General features: G+C 51.5%; 14 protein-coding genes. All 14 read right to left on the bottom strand.

Annotated elements, in window-relative coordinates; genetic code table 11:
* Positions 1–9: 9 nt before the first annotated feature.
* Entirely contained in the window at positions 10–1,398 is a 1,389-nt protein-coding gene (locus tag L384_RS11030) for a hypothetical protein (RefSeq protein ID WP_023315463.1), read from the bottom strand.
* On the bottom strand, positions 1,395–2,153 hold the full coding sequence (locus L384_RS11035) for an outer membrane lipoprotein-sorting protein (protein WP_032628354.1): 759 nt from the start codon (positions 2,151–2,153) through the stop codon (positions 1,395–1,397). Before L384_RS11035 ends, L384_RS11030 begins: the two co-directional genes overlap by 4 nt.
* A gap of 39 nt (positions 2,154–2,192) precedes the next feature.
* Positions 2,193–3,503: an ABC transporter permease gene (locus L384_RS11040; RefSeq protein WP_023324193.1), complete on the bottom strand. Its 1,311-nt coding sequence runs from the start codon at positions 3,501–3,503 to the stop codon at positions 2,193–2,195.
* Positions 3,504–4,151, bottom strand: a complete 648-nt coding sequence (locus L384_RS11045; RefSeq protein WP_023315460.1) for a hypothetical protein — start codon at positions 4,149–4,151, stop codon at positions 3,504–3,506.
* The gene (locus L384_RS11050) at positions 4,135–4,842 is read right to left on the bottom strand and encodes an ABC transporter ATP-binding protein (protein WP_023315459.1); all 708 of its coding nucleotides are present in this window, start codon (positions 4,840–4,842) and stop codon (positions 4,135–4,137) included. Before L384_RS11050 ends, L384_RS11045 begins: the two co-directional genes overlap by 17 nt.
* A 10-nt stretch (positions 4,843–4,852) precedes the next feature.
* A complete protein-coding gene (locus L384_RS11055; protein ID WP_023324192.1) occupies positions 4,853–5,803 on the bottom strand; it encodes a hypothetical protein in 951 nt (316 codons plus the stop codon).
* 18 nt (positions 5,804–5,821) lie between these two features.
* On the bottom strand, positions 5,822–7,039 hold the full coding sequence (locus L384_RS11060) for a beta-ketoacyl synthase (RefSeq protein WP_023315457.1): 1,218 nt from the start codon (positions 7,037–7,039) through the stop codon (positions 5,822–5,824).
* Positions 7,040–7,043: 4 nt separating this feature from the next.
* Complete coding sequence (locus L384_RS11065; RefSeq protein ID WP_023324191.1) at positions 7,044–9,602, bottom strand: beta-ketoacyl-[acyl-carrier-protein] synthase family protein; 2,559 nt, start codon at positions 9,600–9,602, stop codon at positions 7,044–7,046.
* Positions 9,603–9,699: 97 nt separating this feature from the next.
* Positions 9,700–10,860: an aminomethyl transferase family protein gene (locus L384_RS11070; RefSeq protein WP_023315455.1), complete on the bottom strand. Its 1,161-nt coding sequence runs from the start codon at positions 10,858–10,860 to the stop codon at positions 9,700–9,702.
* A 29-nt stretch (positions 10,861–10,889) separates the two neighbouring features.
* Positions 10,890–11,171, bottom strand: coding sequence for an acyl carrier protein (locus tag L384_RS11075; RefSeq protein WP_023315454.1), 282 nt, complete (start codon positions 11,169–11,171; stop codon positions 10,890–10,892).
* Positions 11,172–11,192: 21 nt separating this feature from the next.
* On the bottom strand, positions 11,193–11,741 hold the full coding sequence (locus tag L384_RS11080; RefSeq protein WP_023315453.1) for a 3-hydroxyacyl-ACP dehydratase FabZ family protein: 549 nt from the start codon (positions 11,739–11,741) through the stop codon (positions 11,193–11,195).
* A 3-nt stretch (positions 11,742–11,744) separates the two neighbouring features.
* Positions 11,745–12,500, bottom strand: coding sequence for an SDR family oxidoreductase (locus L384_RS11085; RefSeq protein WP_023315452.1), 756 nt, complete (start codon positions 12,498–12,500; stop codon positions 11,745–11,747).
* A 20-nt stretch (positions 12,501–12,520) separates the two neighbouring features.
* Positions 12,521–12,889: a holo-ACP synthase gene (gene acpS, locus L384_RS11090; protein ID WP_023315451.1), complete on the bottom strand. Its 369-nt coding sequence runs from the start codon at positions 12,887–12,889 to the stop codon at positions 12,521–12,523.
* Between the two features lie 17 nt (positions 12,890–12,906).
* Positions 12,907–14,526 carry a ShlB/FhaC/HecB family hemolysin secretion/activation protein gene (locus L384_RS11095; protein ID WP_023315450.1) on the bottom strand — a complete coding sequence of 540 codons (1,620 nt, stop codon included), beginning with the start codon at positions 14,524–14,526 and terminating at the stop codon, positions 12,907–12,909.
* Between the last annotated feature and the right edge of the window lie 16 nt (positions 14,527–14,542).

Below are 14,542 nucleotides of genomic sequence, written 5' to 3'. Positions count from 1 at the left end.
GTCATTTCCTTATAAATAATACTTAAAGCCAACATAGCCACCGGCGACATCGCCGAAGAAGGCAAACTCAGAATTTGCGCTACCCAGTGCTGAATAGACGCCGGTATAGGCCTCCAGCTGGTCATCAATAAAGGTCAGCGGTGCGCTGAGGTGTAGCCCCGTCAGGGTGCTTTGATCCATCAGGTTGAGGATCAAATAGGGTTGCGCGGCGATCTGATGCGTGAACTGCACGCTGGACCAGGCGTTGAGATAGTGTTTCCCCTGCAGCATGCCTTTATTGCCCGTATTGCTTATCTCGGAGGCCATCAGGTACTTGTAGGAATCAAATGCCCTGTCGAGCGGCGCATAGCCTGTCGCGGTGTTCAAAAAGGTCATCAGGTCACGCTGTTTATTCCACTCAGAGCGCGAATAGCCTTCGCTCTGGTAGTAATATTCCAGTCCAAACACGTTGAAGGTATCGGAGGTGTATTGCGCACCAACGGCCACCTCCACGCCCTGTTTATCCTCTGTTTCATACAGCGAGTCGGGGAATTCATATCGCGCCAGCTCAGCAGTTTTTTCGTCCGACAGATGGCGCCAGCGCTGCTCCGCATGCCACGCCACTTCGGCACTGATGGTGAGCTGCGGGGTGTAGTGGTAACTGTCTGAAAGCGCAACCGAATGCGAATCGCCCATCAGAACGCGCATACCCGGCGTATGGTCACGGAAGGCGTGAGAGGTATAGCCCAGCAGCCATGACTCACTGCTGTTGCCGCGCTGGTTTGCAGACCAGTTTCCGGAGGTCAGATAATATTTATCAATTGAGGCCAGCTTCGGAATCACCGTCAGCGAGAACGACTCATCCCGGTTGTCCATCGACAGCGTTGCCGCCCATGAAGAGGACTGATAAGCCGTACGGAGCTCGGGATCGTAAATCCGCGTTGGTTTTGCTCCGTCGTAATAATGCGGCGTGAGATCGGAAGGCGAGCGCAGGAAGAAGAGCCCTTGCCTGGCCTGGAGTTTGCCAACCTCAAGCTGCAGGCTGTCCGACACGGTATAGGCAAGCTTGAGCCGCTCAATTAGCAGACGCGAGCGGCGATCGTCCTCTTCAAATGCCCCGAGCTTGCGCGGCGTGTACCAGGTCAGCCCATAGACGGAAAAGTCCAGATCAAGCGCATTATCAATCAACGAGCAGCGACTTGAAACATTCACTCCGGCATCGTTATAGATATTGTGTCTGGTATATGGGTTTCGACCATTGATTCGCCAGTCTGAAATCTGTTTTTTAACGGCGGACACCTGCTCATATAACGTCACGGACGTGTTTTTTGCGACGTCATTACCCGAGAGGCAGTCAGCAAACACGCTTACCGGCAGAGCAGAAAGCACGAGGGTTAATCCGGTCAACGTGCGCTTCATTTCACACCTCGCTGAATAGACTCGCGAGTGAACGCCGATTCAGGTAACGACTCCAGACGGACGTCGCTGTACTCCATGACGGAATAACTGTTACCGTGACGCACCTCTTTCACTGTAATTTTCATCGGCCGCATCTTGCCTAATACCATTTGGAAATCCTGATATAAAACTTCTTTAATTAACTTATTATCCAGAGAGAAATAGGCCGCCTTATACGGACGGTTATCTCCCATGCTTTCGACGTAATACATCACCTTCGGCCAGGTGACCTCCGCAGATTTGCGGACCAGCTCCAGCACGTAACACCGCGCCTCACCGCAGGCAGTTTCTCCCTTAAGCGAGGCGTCGTAGGCATATTCAAAGTTGGTGACAATCACGTCGCCATTGGATATTTGCCCAATCAGCCGCTGCTGGCGTGAGACGGGAACCGGACGGCGCAGTTCAGGGGTGTAGAACCATAGATCGTACCAGTCTGAGAGCAGCACTTTGCCCTTGTCGCGCGGGGGATAAACAAAGCGCGCCAGGGAGCGGGCATCCGCTTTGATTTCCCCCTCTGGTTTCATAAAGCGCATGGAAATATCCAGCACCTGTTTATTTTCGGGCCGTGTGGCGCCCGCTTTAAATTCATGAATAGTGAGGGTGTAGCGAAACGGCTTATTTGGCGAACGGACTTCATCCGCACGGCGAATAATTTCCAGCGCGCGTTCGTCAGCCGCGGCAGAATAAGCCGCTGCTGAAAAGAGGCACGCCCCCATCAGGAGATGAGCAATAACACGAACTTTCATATCGTTTCCTTACGAGAATTTAAATGCATCCGAAATATTGAGACGTGAAGCACGCAGCGCGGGCAGTACTGAAGCTCCCGTCGCGGCCAGGATCGGCAATACCAGGGTTATCCAGTTAAGCGCGGCGCTGTCGGTTTTGATAAATGCCGTGTAGCCCTGCGATTGCCCTGGCGACGGCGGCATCGCGATACCGTAGAGGTTAATCACGGCAGCAATGGCATAACCAATCGCCAAGCTGCCCAACGCGCCGATAATGCCGATGAAAATGCCCTCCAGCAAAAACAGGCGAGTCACGTGTAGCGGCTTCAGGCCAATCGCCCTGAGCGTGGTAATTTCCCGGGTGCGCTCGATAATATTCATCGTCATCGAGTTACCGATCATAAAGATGACAATCAGACCAACGATGAGCTTTATGAAGAAGTAGATCCCTGATAAAAGCCCCTCGACCTGCTGATAAAATATCGAGGCCTCTTTCCAGTCTTTGACGATTAACGGTAATTTGTGGTCGGCAATAAATTGACGCAGTTTCGCCGTGAACGCGGCAGTATCGTCCTCTTTTAACAGGATCAGCACCTTACTCACGCTAGCGGTGCCCATAATACGTTGCGCAGTATCCAGCGGAATTTTCATCGCTACGTCATCGTAATCTTTGATGCCCGATTCAAAGATGCCGCGAAGCTTCATTGACAGCGCGCCCTGTCCGCCCTGCGTGTTGACCACCAGCACGTCCAGCCAGTCGTCATAGTGGGCATTGAGCGTTTTCGCCAGCCCGCTCCCAAGCGTGATTTCATCCGTACGGATGCGGGACAGATCGCTGCCGATGATTAATTTATCAAACGAGCCCAGCTTCAGTGCCGGCAGCGGCTCTACGCCCAGCGCGGAGAAATAGCTGGAGGTTTCGCTCTCATACTGCGAAATAACACCGGTGAACTCCAGCTGGCCGGAGAGCGTCGAGATACTCTCGGCCAGAGTCGGATCGTTGAGGATCGCTTTCTTTAATGCCGGGTAATCTTCGATCAGACTTTTGTTTTTATTGGATGTTTCGAAATAGTTTTTATTATAAATCTGAACATGACCAATGTTAGTACGGATGGTTTGCTCTTTCAGGATCCAAAAGGAGTAATCAATAAAACCGCCGTACAGAAAAATCGACACGCCACCTAACATAATGGCGGCAATCGTTGAAAACGAGCGCCTTTTGTGGCGAAACAGATTTAAGAAAGCAAACTTTACGTCCCGCGAACGAAATAATACACACCAGAGGACAAAAAGCAGGATCAACACAACAACGCTTATCGCGAACACCATTTCCCCGGACATTTATTTCCCTTTCACCAGCGGTAACAGTACTTCTGTCACTTCGTTGATATCCCACTCTGGCGCATTGCCCGATGCCAGAGACGATGCGGTACTGGCATTACGCAGCTCTATTTCAGCCAGTAACGCGTCCGCCTGCTTCTTGCGTTTACAACTCAACAGCGCGCGATAGCGCATTTCGTTAATGTGTTCCACTAAACCGGCATTGAATATGCCAGGGGTTTTCAGCATCTGTTCCGTATCGTTTAACGTCACCACACAGCGTCCGATAGCCGCAGGCAAATACGCATCGACTCGCGCGCGCATGTAGCGCACCAGCGGGTTCTCTGCATAGAGATCGACCGCCTCATCCAGGTAGAAAAAGCCCGTTTTGCCGAACTCAGATGCCCGAATAAAGTCATTGGTTTTAAGGAAATAGTCGGCCTGACGCAGCGTACCGTAGGCATAGAAAACCAGAGACAGAGGATTGTCGTTGGCTTTGTATTCCTTGAAGAGCGACTGCGTCATCTCGGCGAGCATGTCTGCCTCCATCGGGAAACCGCTTTTTATGACGTGCTCGGCTACCGGTGCCGGTGCAGCTTTGATGTTTCCGGCATAGGCCAGGCACAGCAGAAACCAGCAGAGAAGGAAAAAATTACGTTTGTGAATCATGAACTAAAACTCCGTCCTTAATTTCAACCACGCGCCGTGCACGCTCTTTAAGCTGGCTGGAGTGCGTGGAAATAATAAAAGTGGTGCGTGTCTCCTGATTAATTTTCAGCAGGAGATCCAGAATGGCTTCCCCGGTGACCAGATCGAGATTTCCGGTCGGTTCATCGGCAATGACAACCTGCGGGTCGTGTGCCAGCGCCCGGGCGATGGCCACGCGCTGCTGCTGCCCGCCCGAAAGCTGGCCCGGTTTACGTTCGGTAAATCCCGCAAGCCCCACGCTCTCAATAAAATGCAGCGCCCGCTCTCTGGCTTCTTTTTTTCCGACATGGCCGTTTAACACCAGCGGGAAAAAGACGTTATCGAATACGCTCAATACGGGTATCAGATTGAAAAACTGAAAAATAAAACCCAGGTGTCTACCGCGGATCGCCGCGAGCTGTTCTTCCGGCAGATGGTTGAGTAATTTTTTCAGAAACATCACCGTTCCCACGGTGGGTTTATCAATTCCCGAGAGGATATTTAACAAGGTACTTTTACCGCTGCCGGACGGGCCGCAAAGCGCCAGAAATTCACCTTTTTCTATTTCCAGATTGATATTTTTCAGGGCATCGACTTTGCCTTCGCCCGAGCCATAACTCTTATAGATATTGTTCAACGATATCATTGGGAGTTCTTTAATTATTCCGCTCATGGAGATGTCGTTATTCCTTGCAATATTCAATGTCGAAATAGCTGTAGCCAAACTGCTTGTCGGGAACGATGGTTCTTAATCGCCCCGAAAAATCAGCATGTTGTTTGAGCCAGGCGAAACTTAACGCTGGAGTCAGGCAGCCGCTGGCACCGTAGAGATCAACCAGATCCAGCGTGTTATTCGCGGGCAGCGCCGAGCGAGACAGCAGGTCTTTGCGCAGGCCCGAAAACGCAATCTGTTCAGGAACCTGGGTGTGCTCGATGGCATCGGCCATGACGTATTGCCCCCCCTTCACCCGAATAGCGCTCTCCTGCTGGCTGAAGATGAAACATCCGGCGCGTTCAACCGTTAAATTCACGTCTTCGGCCTTGTCCCTGCGTTTCTCCCCCCACTTTAGGGAAATATCTTCATCAGAAAACACCAGGATGGGGATCGCCCGGTAAGCCGTACAAATCACCACAAAATCAAAAACATCCCAGCTCAGGTAATCGTTCGCCAGAGCGATGGCCTGCACGAAAGATTGCTTCTCGCTTCGCAGCTTGAACGTAGGTGCGTTAACCGAGAATTTCTTGACCAGGTTTTTCGGCAGCGTATCGATCGTTGATATGTGCAACGCGCTGGAAATATTCTCAAACGGCCCGGATTCGCCCCAGGAATCGACGTAGATAAATGCCGTACGCTGCTTTAATAGCTTCATACGCTCTTTGGTCGGCAGCGCCATCAGCGCGTCATCAGCCGCCTTCTCCATCGCCTCAAGATATTTTTGATAGTGAGGGTTACGGATCATCTCTCCCGGGTAGAGGTCCGGCTGCGTACCAAAACGTTTTAATCCCCATCCATTGGCGTGGGTAGATTTAAGCGCCTTATTAAATAAATGTGCTTCCCAGGCGTTTAACCAGCTGGGTTGATAGAAATAAAATTTATCTTCCGGCTCAACAAGCGAAAATGAGGATAAATACATATGGCTCTCCACGCTCCTTCAAAGGCCCCGGTGAATATCAGACATCACGGCACCAATGATTGAACCATCCACGCCAACGCCGACTTTAAGAAGATGTTTTTTGTGGTGCCCAATAATGCCCTGGTCAATAAGGACATGCTGCGCAACGCTTTCAATAATGGTGTCATTCCCCACCGGGGAAATAAGCTCTTGCTGCGATAACGTATGGTGTCCAATAATTAAATCGACAATTCCTGAACCGGTGGCGGTATAGCCAATCTGGCCTTTGTAGGCGAGAACCGGAATGGTATTTTCCTCAGCGAAGACCGCTATTGCTTTAGCTTCCGCTTTGTCACTGATGGATGAGCCGTTACCGTGCGGCATGATTGCGCACAGTTCTTCCGCACTCAGGTCCGCTTTTTTCATCGCAGCCTGCATCACCTTCAGGATATTGGTGCTGAGCCATGAGCTGTCATTGCTTCTTCCGGCGCTAATCTGCGTGTAGGTGGTTTGCAGCCGCACGCCGGAGCCTGCCTTCCTTGCGCGGCGGTGACGCGCATTTTCGAGCAGAATCGCGCTGTATCCTTCCGCAAAAAGAACACCTTTACTGTTCTCACCGAAAGGCTGAACCAGGTGCGTATCCAGCATCGATTGGGTATCGAGGAACCAGATATCCTGGGTTTTAATTTTTGAGCAATTCACCACCAGCACAATATCAACGCCGCCATGCTCGATGGCCTGACAGCCTAAATGCACCGCCGTCATCGCTGAATTACTGGTGCAGTTCATATTGGGGGGGAGATACTGCAGGTGATATTTACGCGCAATATGTCCTGCAATCTTGTCCTGCGACATATTGTCGACGTGCAGCGTCATTAATGATTTTGAAAGATAAATATCTTCAACATCATTTTTGTTATAAAAATTCTTGAAGGCCATACCATCGACCCGAGGGCCGATGCCGGTTAAATAAACGCGAGCGTTACACCCGCCCAGCCACTGGACATCCAGCCCGGCCTGGGCGAGTGCATCGTCAATCAGACGATAAAGCAGATCTAATGCGCTATCATCCGTATGATCCAGCGTGGCAATATGCTTATTGCCATCGAACCCACACTTAATTGCCTCGTCGTCGGATTTAAACCAGGGCTTTCTTTCAACGCGTTTGCCCAGCTTCAGGTTTTGCATAAGCTGAAGGCTGTCTTCGGCAAACGGCAGGCAGGAACTGAACCCCGAAATAATAGCGGCATTATCCACAATATTATCCTTTAATCACAAACGCGTAGTAGTTGCCGCCTTCCGTCGCGCCCACCAGCAGCACGTGCTTAAGGGCCAATTTCAACGGTTCACGAACGAAGTTAATTCGCTTATCGAAGAACTCAACGGTATGAGGAATAGCGGGAACCGCCTGCTTCTTAATACAGTCAATGATGACCGCCAGGTTAAGCAGCCCGGCAGCAGACGCGACAAAACCAAAGCAGGCGTTATAGTTCACCACAGGCACGTCCGGTTTTGCCTGCGCGAAGGCTTCAGCGATCGCATCGATTTCAATGCGTGAACTTTCATCGCTGCCTTTGCTGGTGCCGCAGACCAGGTCGATCTCCTGCGCCGTCATGCCGGCATCCTTCAGCGCGCGGGCGATGGCCAGCGCCATAGAGGCAGATTTCTCGCCCTGCTGTGAGGCGTCAAAATAGCTATTGCTACAGGATTTGCCGTAACCAACCACTTCTGCCAGCACCTCGGCGCCACGCTCCGCCGCGCGCTGCGGATCTTCCAGCAGCAGCATGCACGCACCTTCGCCTGGGATATAACCCTTCGGATCGTTACCGTAGATGTGATAATCCCGCGCGTCAGAGGTCATATGGAGCTTCCGGGTGACCGCATCCATGTAGAGAGACATTGAGGGGAAATACTCGTCCGCACCGCCCACCAGCACCTGCGGCTGCAGATCCTGACGCACAATTTCGTAGCCGTAGGTTAATGCGCCGAGTGCCGCGTTTTCCCCGGTCGCCAGCGTGGTGGTATAGCCCTTGATCCCTTCGGAAATGCCGCAGAACGTTGGGATAGAGTTCATCAGCGAGCCCGGGAATTCAGAGGTTCTGACCTTGCGCGGATCGGGCTTCAGGCTTTGCAGATATTTGTAGGTGGTTTCCTGCGGGCCGCTGGACATTCCCATCACCATACCCAGCGCATCGCCATCACGTTTAATTTTACGCTTCGCCTGCTCCAGCGCTTCGGACAACGCGATTAGCGCAAACGTACCGCCACGGGTGGCTTTTCGCGGATCGAAGCGACGCAGATGTTTACGCGGCTCAAGGCCGGTGACCTGGAAGGTTTTGAAGTGCTCGTTCGCTTCCGGACGGGTTGCCGTGAGATCGCTAAACGCTTCACCGAACAGGTCCTCAAACTGACGGGTCGTTTCGAGAACATCCAGCAGCTCTTTCGCTTCTTCCAGCGTGTCTTCCGGGAAGGTGACGCCCCCCAGCTCTACGCTTTGGCTTTGCTTCCAGACGTTGTCGAGGATCTCGTTAACGGTGTGGCCAATCGCGGAGACGGCACCGAGACCGGAGATCGCGACGCGCTTTTCGTCGTAGACGCTGACCGGAACGGAACACGGATCCATGCTGATAATCATGCTGCAGTTATTACCGCCGAACGCATAATTGTTCTTCATGAAGAGGTTGATTTTCCGATCGCGGAAGTCGTTCGGCACGTAGTCCAGATCGCAGTTAGGACGCGCGTTATTGAAGTTCAGCGTCGGCAGCACGCGGTTATCCGGTAGCGTAACCAGGCAGGCGATCAGTTCGACGATCCCCGCCGCACCGATGTTGTGGCCGAAGTAAGACTTGGTAGAGCTAACCAGCAGCTTTTCGTTGTTAGCGAACACCTTTTTCATCGCCAGCGTTTCGATGCGGTCGTTCGCTTCAGTGCCGGTACCGTGGGCGTTGACGTACTCAATCTGCTCTGGGGTGACGCCCGCGTTTTCCATCGCCTTATGCATTACCTGCACAGCGCCGCTGGCGCGCGGATCCGGTCCGGTTTCATGGAACGCATCGCAGGAGGTGGCATAGGAGAGAATTTCACCGTAAATGGTGGCACCGCGCGCAACGGCGTGCTCATATTCTTCCAGCACCACGGCACCCGCGCCTTCGCCAATCGACATGCCGGAGTTGCCGGAAAACGGCGTGCAGGCTTCGGGATGCATCACGTTGAGGGCGTAAAACCCAGCGAAGGTTGGCAGGTAGATTGGCTCTGTCCCAACGGCCAGCATCGTTTTGCTTTTGCCGTTCTGGATATAGTCAAACGCCATCCCGACCGCATTCGGGCTGGCCGTACAGGCGGTCGCCACCAGCTCAACCCCGCCCTGCAGCCCGAGCAGCGTAGAAACGCTGGAACAGCAGGAAGAGAAACCGCCTGAGAATAAGGCTTTACGCAGGGAGAAATCTTCCATACGTTGTTCGAACAGCGGTAAGAACGCCTCGGTGCCGGCGGAAGAAACGCCCACAATCAGGCCGGTGTTTTTCAGGTGAGCCTTATTTTCGGCCAAGCCCGCCTGGTTCAGCGCATCTTTTCCGACCTTGTAGGCCCAGAGTGCAGCATTATCCAGAGATGCAATCACATCATCAGGCAATTCTGAATAATCAATATCATGCAAAACTTCAGCCGCTCTGGCGTTTTCAAACCATTTTGAAAAACGCACGCTGTCGGTCACGCCATTTTTTTTATTTAATAATGCGTCTCTGAAATCCTGCAGGTTATCCGCCAGCGAGGAGAGGATCCCAATCCCGGTAATAACAACGCGTTTCCGGTTTGTCTTCATAACTATGTACCACCGTGTACAGACAAGTAACAGCATGAGAGGAGCCGTGGCATTAATTAATCCACGACTCTCCCTCACTGTTTCAGTGAATAATTAACTACAGCGCGCTTTTTGCTTTAGATGCATCAACAAAGCTGTTCTCGGTCGGATTAACCAGCATGCTCAGGTTATAGATGAAAGGCATCCCTTTGGTTTTCGCGGCGACGTTTTCAGAAGCGGTTTGAATATCAAAGCCGCTAATATCAGACCAGGCAAATTCATTCTCAATCAGTGCCAGCGCAATAACGCACTGCAGGGCTGGAGAGAAAATAGCCTTCGCCACTTTACCGACTTCCTGACCGTCAACCAGTACGCTGTCGCCTGAGGCAATACCCGCACATTCCCCTTCGACAATCATGCCGATTACCTTGCGAGAGCCTTCGCTATGGGACAACGCTTCCGCTGCCTCTTTACCCACAAAGCCTTCTTTGTCGTACTGTACGGCCCACTGCATCTGGAGCTCTACCGGGTTGAGGCGGTAGCCAGCCCACAGCGCCTCGTCCCAGCCAGGGTTTTCGATACGCACGATTTTCTGGTAGTCCAGACCGCCGGTCTTCAGCTGATATTTATCCCCCTGCTCCAGCAGCTGCTGCCACTGCTCCAGCAGCTGTTCCTGCTGGCCCACAACCATATAGGCGAACTCGCCATGCTTGCCGCAGCGGAATACCATCAGCTCGTCGTCGGTATTCATATACTCATAGTAAGGCAGGCCGATAACGTCGAAACCGTGGATCTCAGACATCAGTTCCCAGGAGTATGGCCCTTCAACCATGATGGCCCCCCAGTTCTGCTCGCGCATATCAGCAATGTCCGGGGTTTCCTGAATATCCAGTTCGTCCGCTTTTACCAGAAGGGCATTCAGGCCAGCGATAATTTCCGCTGCCGGAATGTTTTCAGACATGATGTAGTAGCCGTCTGAAGCGCAAAGGACATACACGTCACCGCGCACGGTACCGTCTTCATTCAGTACCAGAGAGTAAATCCCCTGCTCGTCACGGATAATAGAAACGTCCGCAGAGACATAGTAATTCACCAGAGCCCAGGCATCATCGCCCATCACGCTGACGATGGACATGTGGGAATAGTCCACCAGCAGAGCATTTTCACGCACGGCTTTATATTCCACCATCGGGTCGTGGTAGGCAGAAGGCACGTTGGCATTGTTATAAATGCCCATTTTCGCATTGTTTTTCAAATGAAAATCATAAAGAGACGTCATAACGGGATCCTGTTATTCGCAATGGTGAATTACGCTTTTTTCTTCTGGATGATAAATGTCGCCAGATTGTTGATACTTCTCATATAAGAAGGATCGTCGCTTTCGCTGACTTTAATATCGAAAACTTTATCCAGCATGACCACGATTTCCGTTGCATCAACGGAATCCAGTTTTAAGCCATTACCAAACAGGGCAGTATCATCATCAATTTGAGATTCATCGCGCTGAATATTCAAACGCTGAATAATCTCAGTTTTAATTGTTATCAGCACATCCTTGCGCTGGTCAATTTCGTTTTTCATTGTAGACATGGTATTAACTCTCTCAGGGGTTTACTTACTTTCGCGGTAATTAATAATTGTGCCGTGGCTGATTAATCGCTTTCCGACGTTTGCCGTCACGGAGTAGTGCTTAAAGCCATGAGCATCAGAAAATGCCAGCTTGCTGGTGACTTCAATCGAGTCGCCAGGGTAGGCAATATCCTTAAATTTTAAATTCTGGGCAGCCAGTACGCCGCGCACCTGCGCGCGGCGGGTGCGGATGATCTCCCGCATTTCATCACGCTGAATGAGCGCATGGATATCGCGTAACGATTTGAGTTCGCCACCGTACGTCTCGCCGTAGATGTCGCAGATATCGGTGAGGAACGAGAGGTATTCGCTGGCCTGCCCAAAGATTTCAGAAATAATCACCCCGGGCATGATCGGATCGTCCGGGAAGTGCCCGAGCAAATAAGGTTCGTTATAGGTGATGTGCTTCGTCACCTTCACAAAGCCATTTTCGCCGTATTTGAAGTCATCAATTCTGTCGACCATCAGCAGCGGCTGACGCCAGCCGCCCATTTCCAGAAAGATCTTCGAGGGGATAACGTATTTAGACATAACTCACCGCATCACCAGGCCGCCATCGATAACGATGGTTTGGCCCACAATGTAACTGGACGCTGTCGATCCTAAGTAAACGACGGTGTTCGCCACCTCGTCGCATTTACCCAGCCGGCGCAATGGAATAGACGCGGTAACGCCGCGCACTACCGTGCGGGAAACTTTTTTGACCATTTTGGATTCAATCATTCCCGGCGCAATGGCGTTAACGCGCACGCCGTACGGCGCCAGCTCGGCTGCCAGCGTACGGGTAAATCCGAGGATCGCCCCTTTTGAGGCACTGTAGTTCGCCTGCCCGACGCTTGGGATAATGGCCGCAATGGACGCCACGTTGATGATGGCCGGGCTTTCCGCCGAACGCAGCAGCATTAGTGCCTCTTTGGTCAGGCGGAAAATACTGAACAGGTTGGTGTCTACTACCTGACTAAAATCATCAAAGCTCATCGAGGCGAAGAGGCTGTCTTTGACAATGCCGGCATTGTTGACCAGCACGTCCAGCTTTCCGGCAGCTTGCGTCAGATGAGCACAGAGCGCAGAAACGCTCTGCGGATCGGCAAGATCGCACTGAATAATCGACAGCTTGTTCCCGGCAGGATGCGTCTCTTTCAGCTCCGTTAACTGCACGGCATTCGATTTGTACAGCGCATACACATCGCAGTCCTGATCGAGAAACTTCGCACAGATCGCCAGACCAATATCACCGCTGGCTCCGGTAACCAGAACCGTCTTTGCCTTCAGATCGTTATATTGATACATAATATTCACAAATAATTAGGTTAATAAAGTATGACAACGGCAGTCGCATAATTCTGACAATGCGAAATACTGAGCGAGGCATTCTTGAGCTGCTTGTCGTCAAGCATCTCTTTGACTCGCCCGGAAAAAATGAAATGGGGGCAGCCCAGTTCGTCATGGCTAATTTCAATATCTTTAAACGTAATCCCGTCGCGATATCCACAACCAAGCGCTTTAACCATCGCCTCTTTTGCCGCCCAGAAGCCCGAGGCGCGTTCATAGTTCGGATCTTCCCGGTTAATTTTTATATTTTCCTGCTGGGTAAAGACGCGCTGTAAAAAATCATTTTGCCAGTTTGTTATCGCCCGCTTTATTCGCGAAACCTCCACGATGTCCGTGCCGATACGCATGTGTCATGCTTCCCTGTTCAGAGCTGATAAGAAATATTCAGATTAAAATTAAATTTGTTCACGTCCATGCTGCCGGGGAATTTTATCGGCATTGAGATGGACGAATCATATGCCAGGCTCTTCACGTTCCCCTGAATACCGAGCGTGCTGCCGATGATAATTTCCTGGCCATACTGGCTGTCTCGTCTTATGTGACCCGCGTCAACGCCTAAATAATAATTAGCGTCAATTCCACGCACCGGATGATAAAACGTATTTTGCAGAAAGTATCCGCTGTTTCCGGTAAGGCCAACGCTGTTTTCAAACCCGCGCACGCTCCAGCGATCGCCTATCGTCATCTGATCCTGAAGCGTCAGCTCACGCGGTGCGTATTGCGCCAAAAAAAAGGCGCTATACACGCTGCTGCCGAGCTGGCGGGTGTAGTTGCTTTCAACGTTCACCAGCTGGCTAACGGGACTGACGTCGCCGTAGACCATATCGGGCGTATGTTCTGCCCCGAACCAGGTTAAAAAACGCTGCCAGGAGAGTGAGGAGTCCCAGTGAGCATTCACTAACTGTTGCTTATAGTTAACGCCAACCTTAACGTTATCCATATCACGCTTCTGTAAGACCAGCGCTTCGCCATCAACGGTATAGCCTGATTTCCGGCGTATCAGTTCTGCACTGCCGCTCACCTTACGGGTTTTATCCCGATACAGCGTGCGCGATGCTTTGACGTTTGCGTAATCGCTTTTACCCGCATAGTCTACGCTGGTGTAGAAAAGCGGTATGGTCTGACGCGACCTGCTGGTGCTGTAGAACAGAGAATAGTTCCAGTAGCCTACCGGCAGCGCGTAGTAACCACTCACACTTTCATAGCGGCCGTTTGTGCTTTTTGTTCCCGCCAGATAAAATAGGTCACTGAACCGGGCGATGTTATACAGGTAGCCCACCGCAGAGGTCAGGTATTGCCCCGTCTCTTTAACCCCCCAGTTGTTATAGCTCGCGCGCACGCTCCAGTTTTTCACGCGGTTGGTGCGGATGTGAATCGTGCTATAGCCCTGCCTTGTACCCGGTTCGATGTTGATTTTGACGTCAACGCCCGGCTCCTGCTGGAGGTTTTCCAGCCCTTGCTCGATATCGCGAATATTCAGGATGTCTTCTTTCGCAAAAGGCAGCATCCACGGATTAATGTCGCTACTGTCGACAATAATCTTTTCAATTTTCCCTGCGCTCACGTCAAGCTTCAGCGTGCCGGACGAAATGTTTTGCGTTGGGATCGTAATTCGGGTCGTGATGTAACCCGCATCAATATAAAAGTCCTGCAGCGCCGCGGCAATTTTTACCACGCCAATACTGCCTACACAGCGGCCCAGGATCTCTTTTTTAATGGCCCTGTCGGTCTTACGCTGTAGAAAATCATTTTTAAGAACGAGCGACGTAATCGTAAAGCAGTTCTCTTCTTGCGGTAAATCATTCAGCCTGAATACTTTACGCTCGGTGCTGGAATAAACGTCCTGCCGATAAACCTTTTGCTCTTTGAAAGTATTCAGATCGGCATTTTGCTGCTGTTTGATAAGATTGTTTATGCCATCTTCAGCGAAGGCGTGAAAACTCAACAGCAACAATAGCGGTAAAAATTTAAATCGCGATTCCATTAACTTTCTCAGAAAA

The sequence above is a fragment of the Enterobacter sp. MGH 38 genome (genome assembly GCF_000492855.1).
Taxonomy (GTDB): domain Bacteria; phylum Pseudomonadota; class Gammaproteobacteria; order Enterobacterales; family Enterobacteriaceae; genus Enterobacter; species Enterobacter hormaechei_C.
This window is presented reverse-complemented; position numbering and strand designations above follow the sequence as displayed.

Bases quoted from the DNA above. Each gene is read 5' to 3' on its own strand.
- L384_RS11040 (WP_023324193.1), bottom strand. From the start codon at position 3,503: ATGTCCGGGGAAATGGTGTTCGCGATAAGCGTTGTTGTGTTGATCCTG.
- acpS (WP_023315451.1), bottom strand. From the start codon at position 12,889: ATGCGTATCGGCACGGACATCGTGGAGGTTTCGCGAATAAAGCGGGCG.
- L384_RS11055 (WP_023324192.1), bottom strand. From the start codon at position 5,803: ATGTATTTATCCTCATTTTCGCTTGTTGAGCCGGAAGATAAATTTTAT.
- L384_RS11070 (WP_023315455.1), bottom strand. From the start codon at position 10,860: ATGACGTCTCTTTATGATTTTCATTTGAAAAACAATGCGAAAATGGGC.
- L384_RS11075 (WP_023315454.1), bottom strand. From the start codon at position 11,171: ATGTCTACAATGAAAAACGAAATTGACCAGCGCAAGGATGTGCTGATA.
- L384_RS11050 (WP_023315459.1), bottom strand. From the start codon at position 4,842: ATGAGCGGAATAATTAAAGAACTCCCAATGATATCGTTGAACAATATC.
- L384_RS11045 (WP_023315460.1), bottom strand. From the start codon at position 4,151: ATGATTCACAAACGTAATTTTTTCCTTCTCTGCTGGTTTCTGCTGTGC.
- L384_RS11080 (WP_023315453.1), bottom strand. From the start codon at position 11,741: ATGTCTAAATACGTTATCCCCTCGAAGATCTTTCTGGAAATGGGCGGC.
- L384_RS11065 (WP_023324191.1), bottom strand. From the start codon at position 9,602: ATGAAGACAAACCGGAAACGCGTTGTTATTACCGGGATTGGGATCCTC.
- L384_RS11095 (WP_023315450.1), bottom strand. From the start codon at position 14,526: ATGGAATCGCGATTTAAATTTTTACCGCTATTGTTGCTGTTGAGTTTT.
- L384_RS11030 (WP_023315463.1), bottom strand. From the start codon at position 1,398: ATGAAGCGCACGTTGACCGGATTAACCCTCGTGCTTTCTGCTCTGCCG.
- L384_RS11035 (WP_032628354.1), bottom strand. From the start codon at position 2,153: ATGGGGGCGTGCCTCTTTTCAGCAGCGGCTTATTCTGCCGCGGCTGAC.
- L384_RS11085 (WP_023315452.1), bottom strand. From the start codon at position 12,500: ATGTATCAATATAACGATCTGAAGGCAAAGACGGTTCTGGTTACCGGA.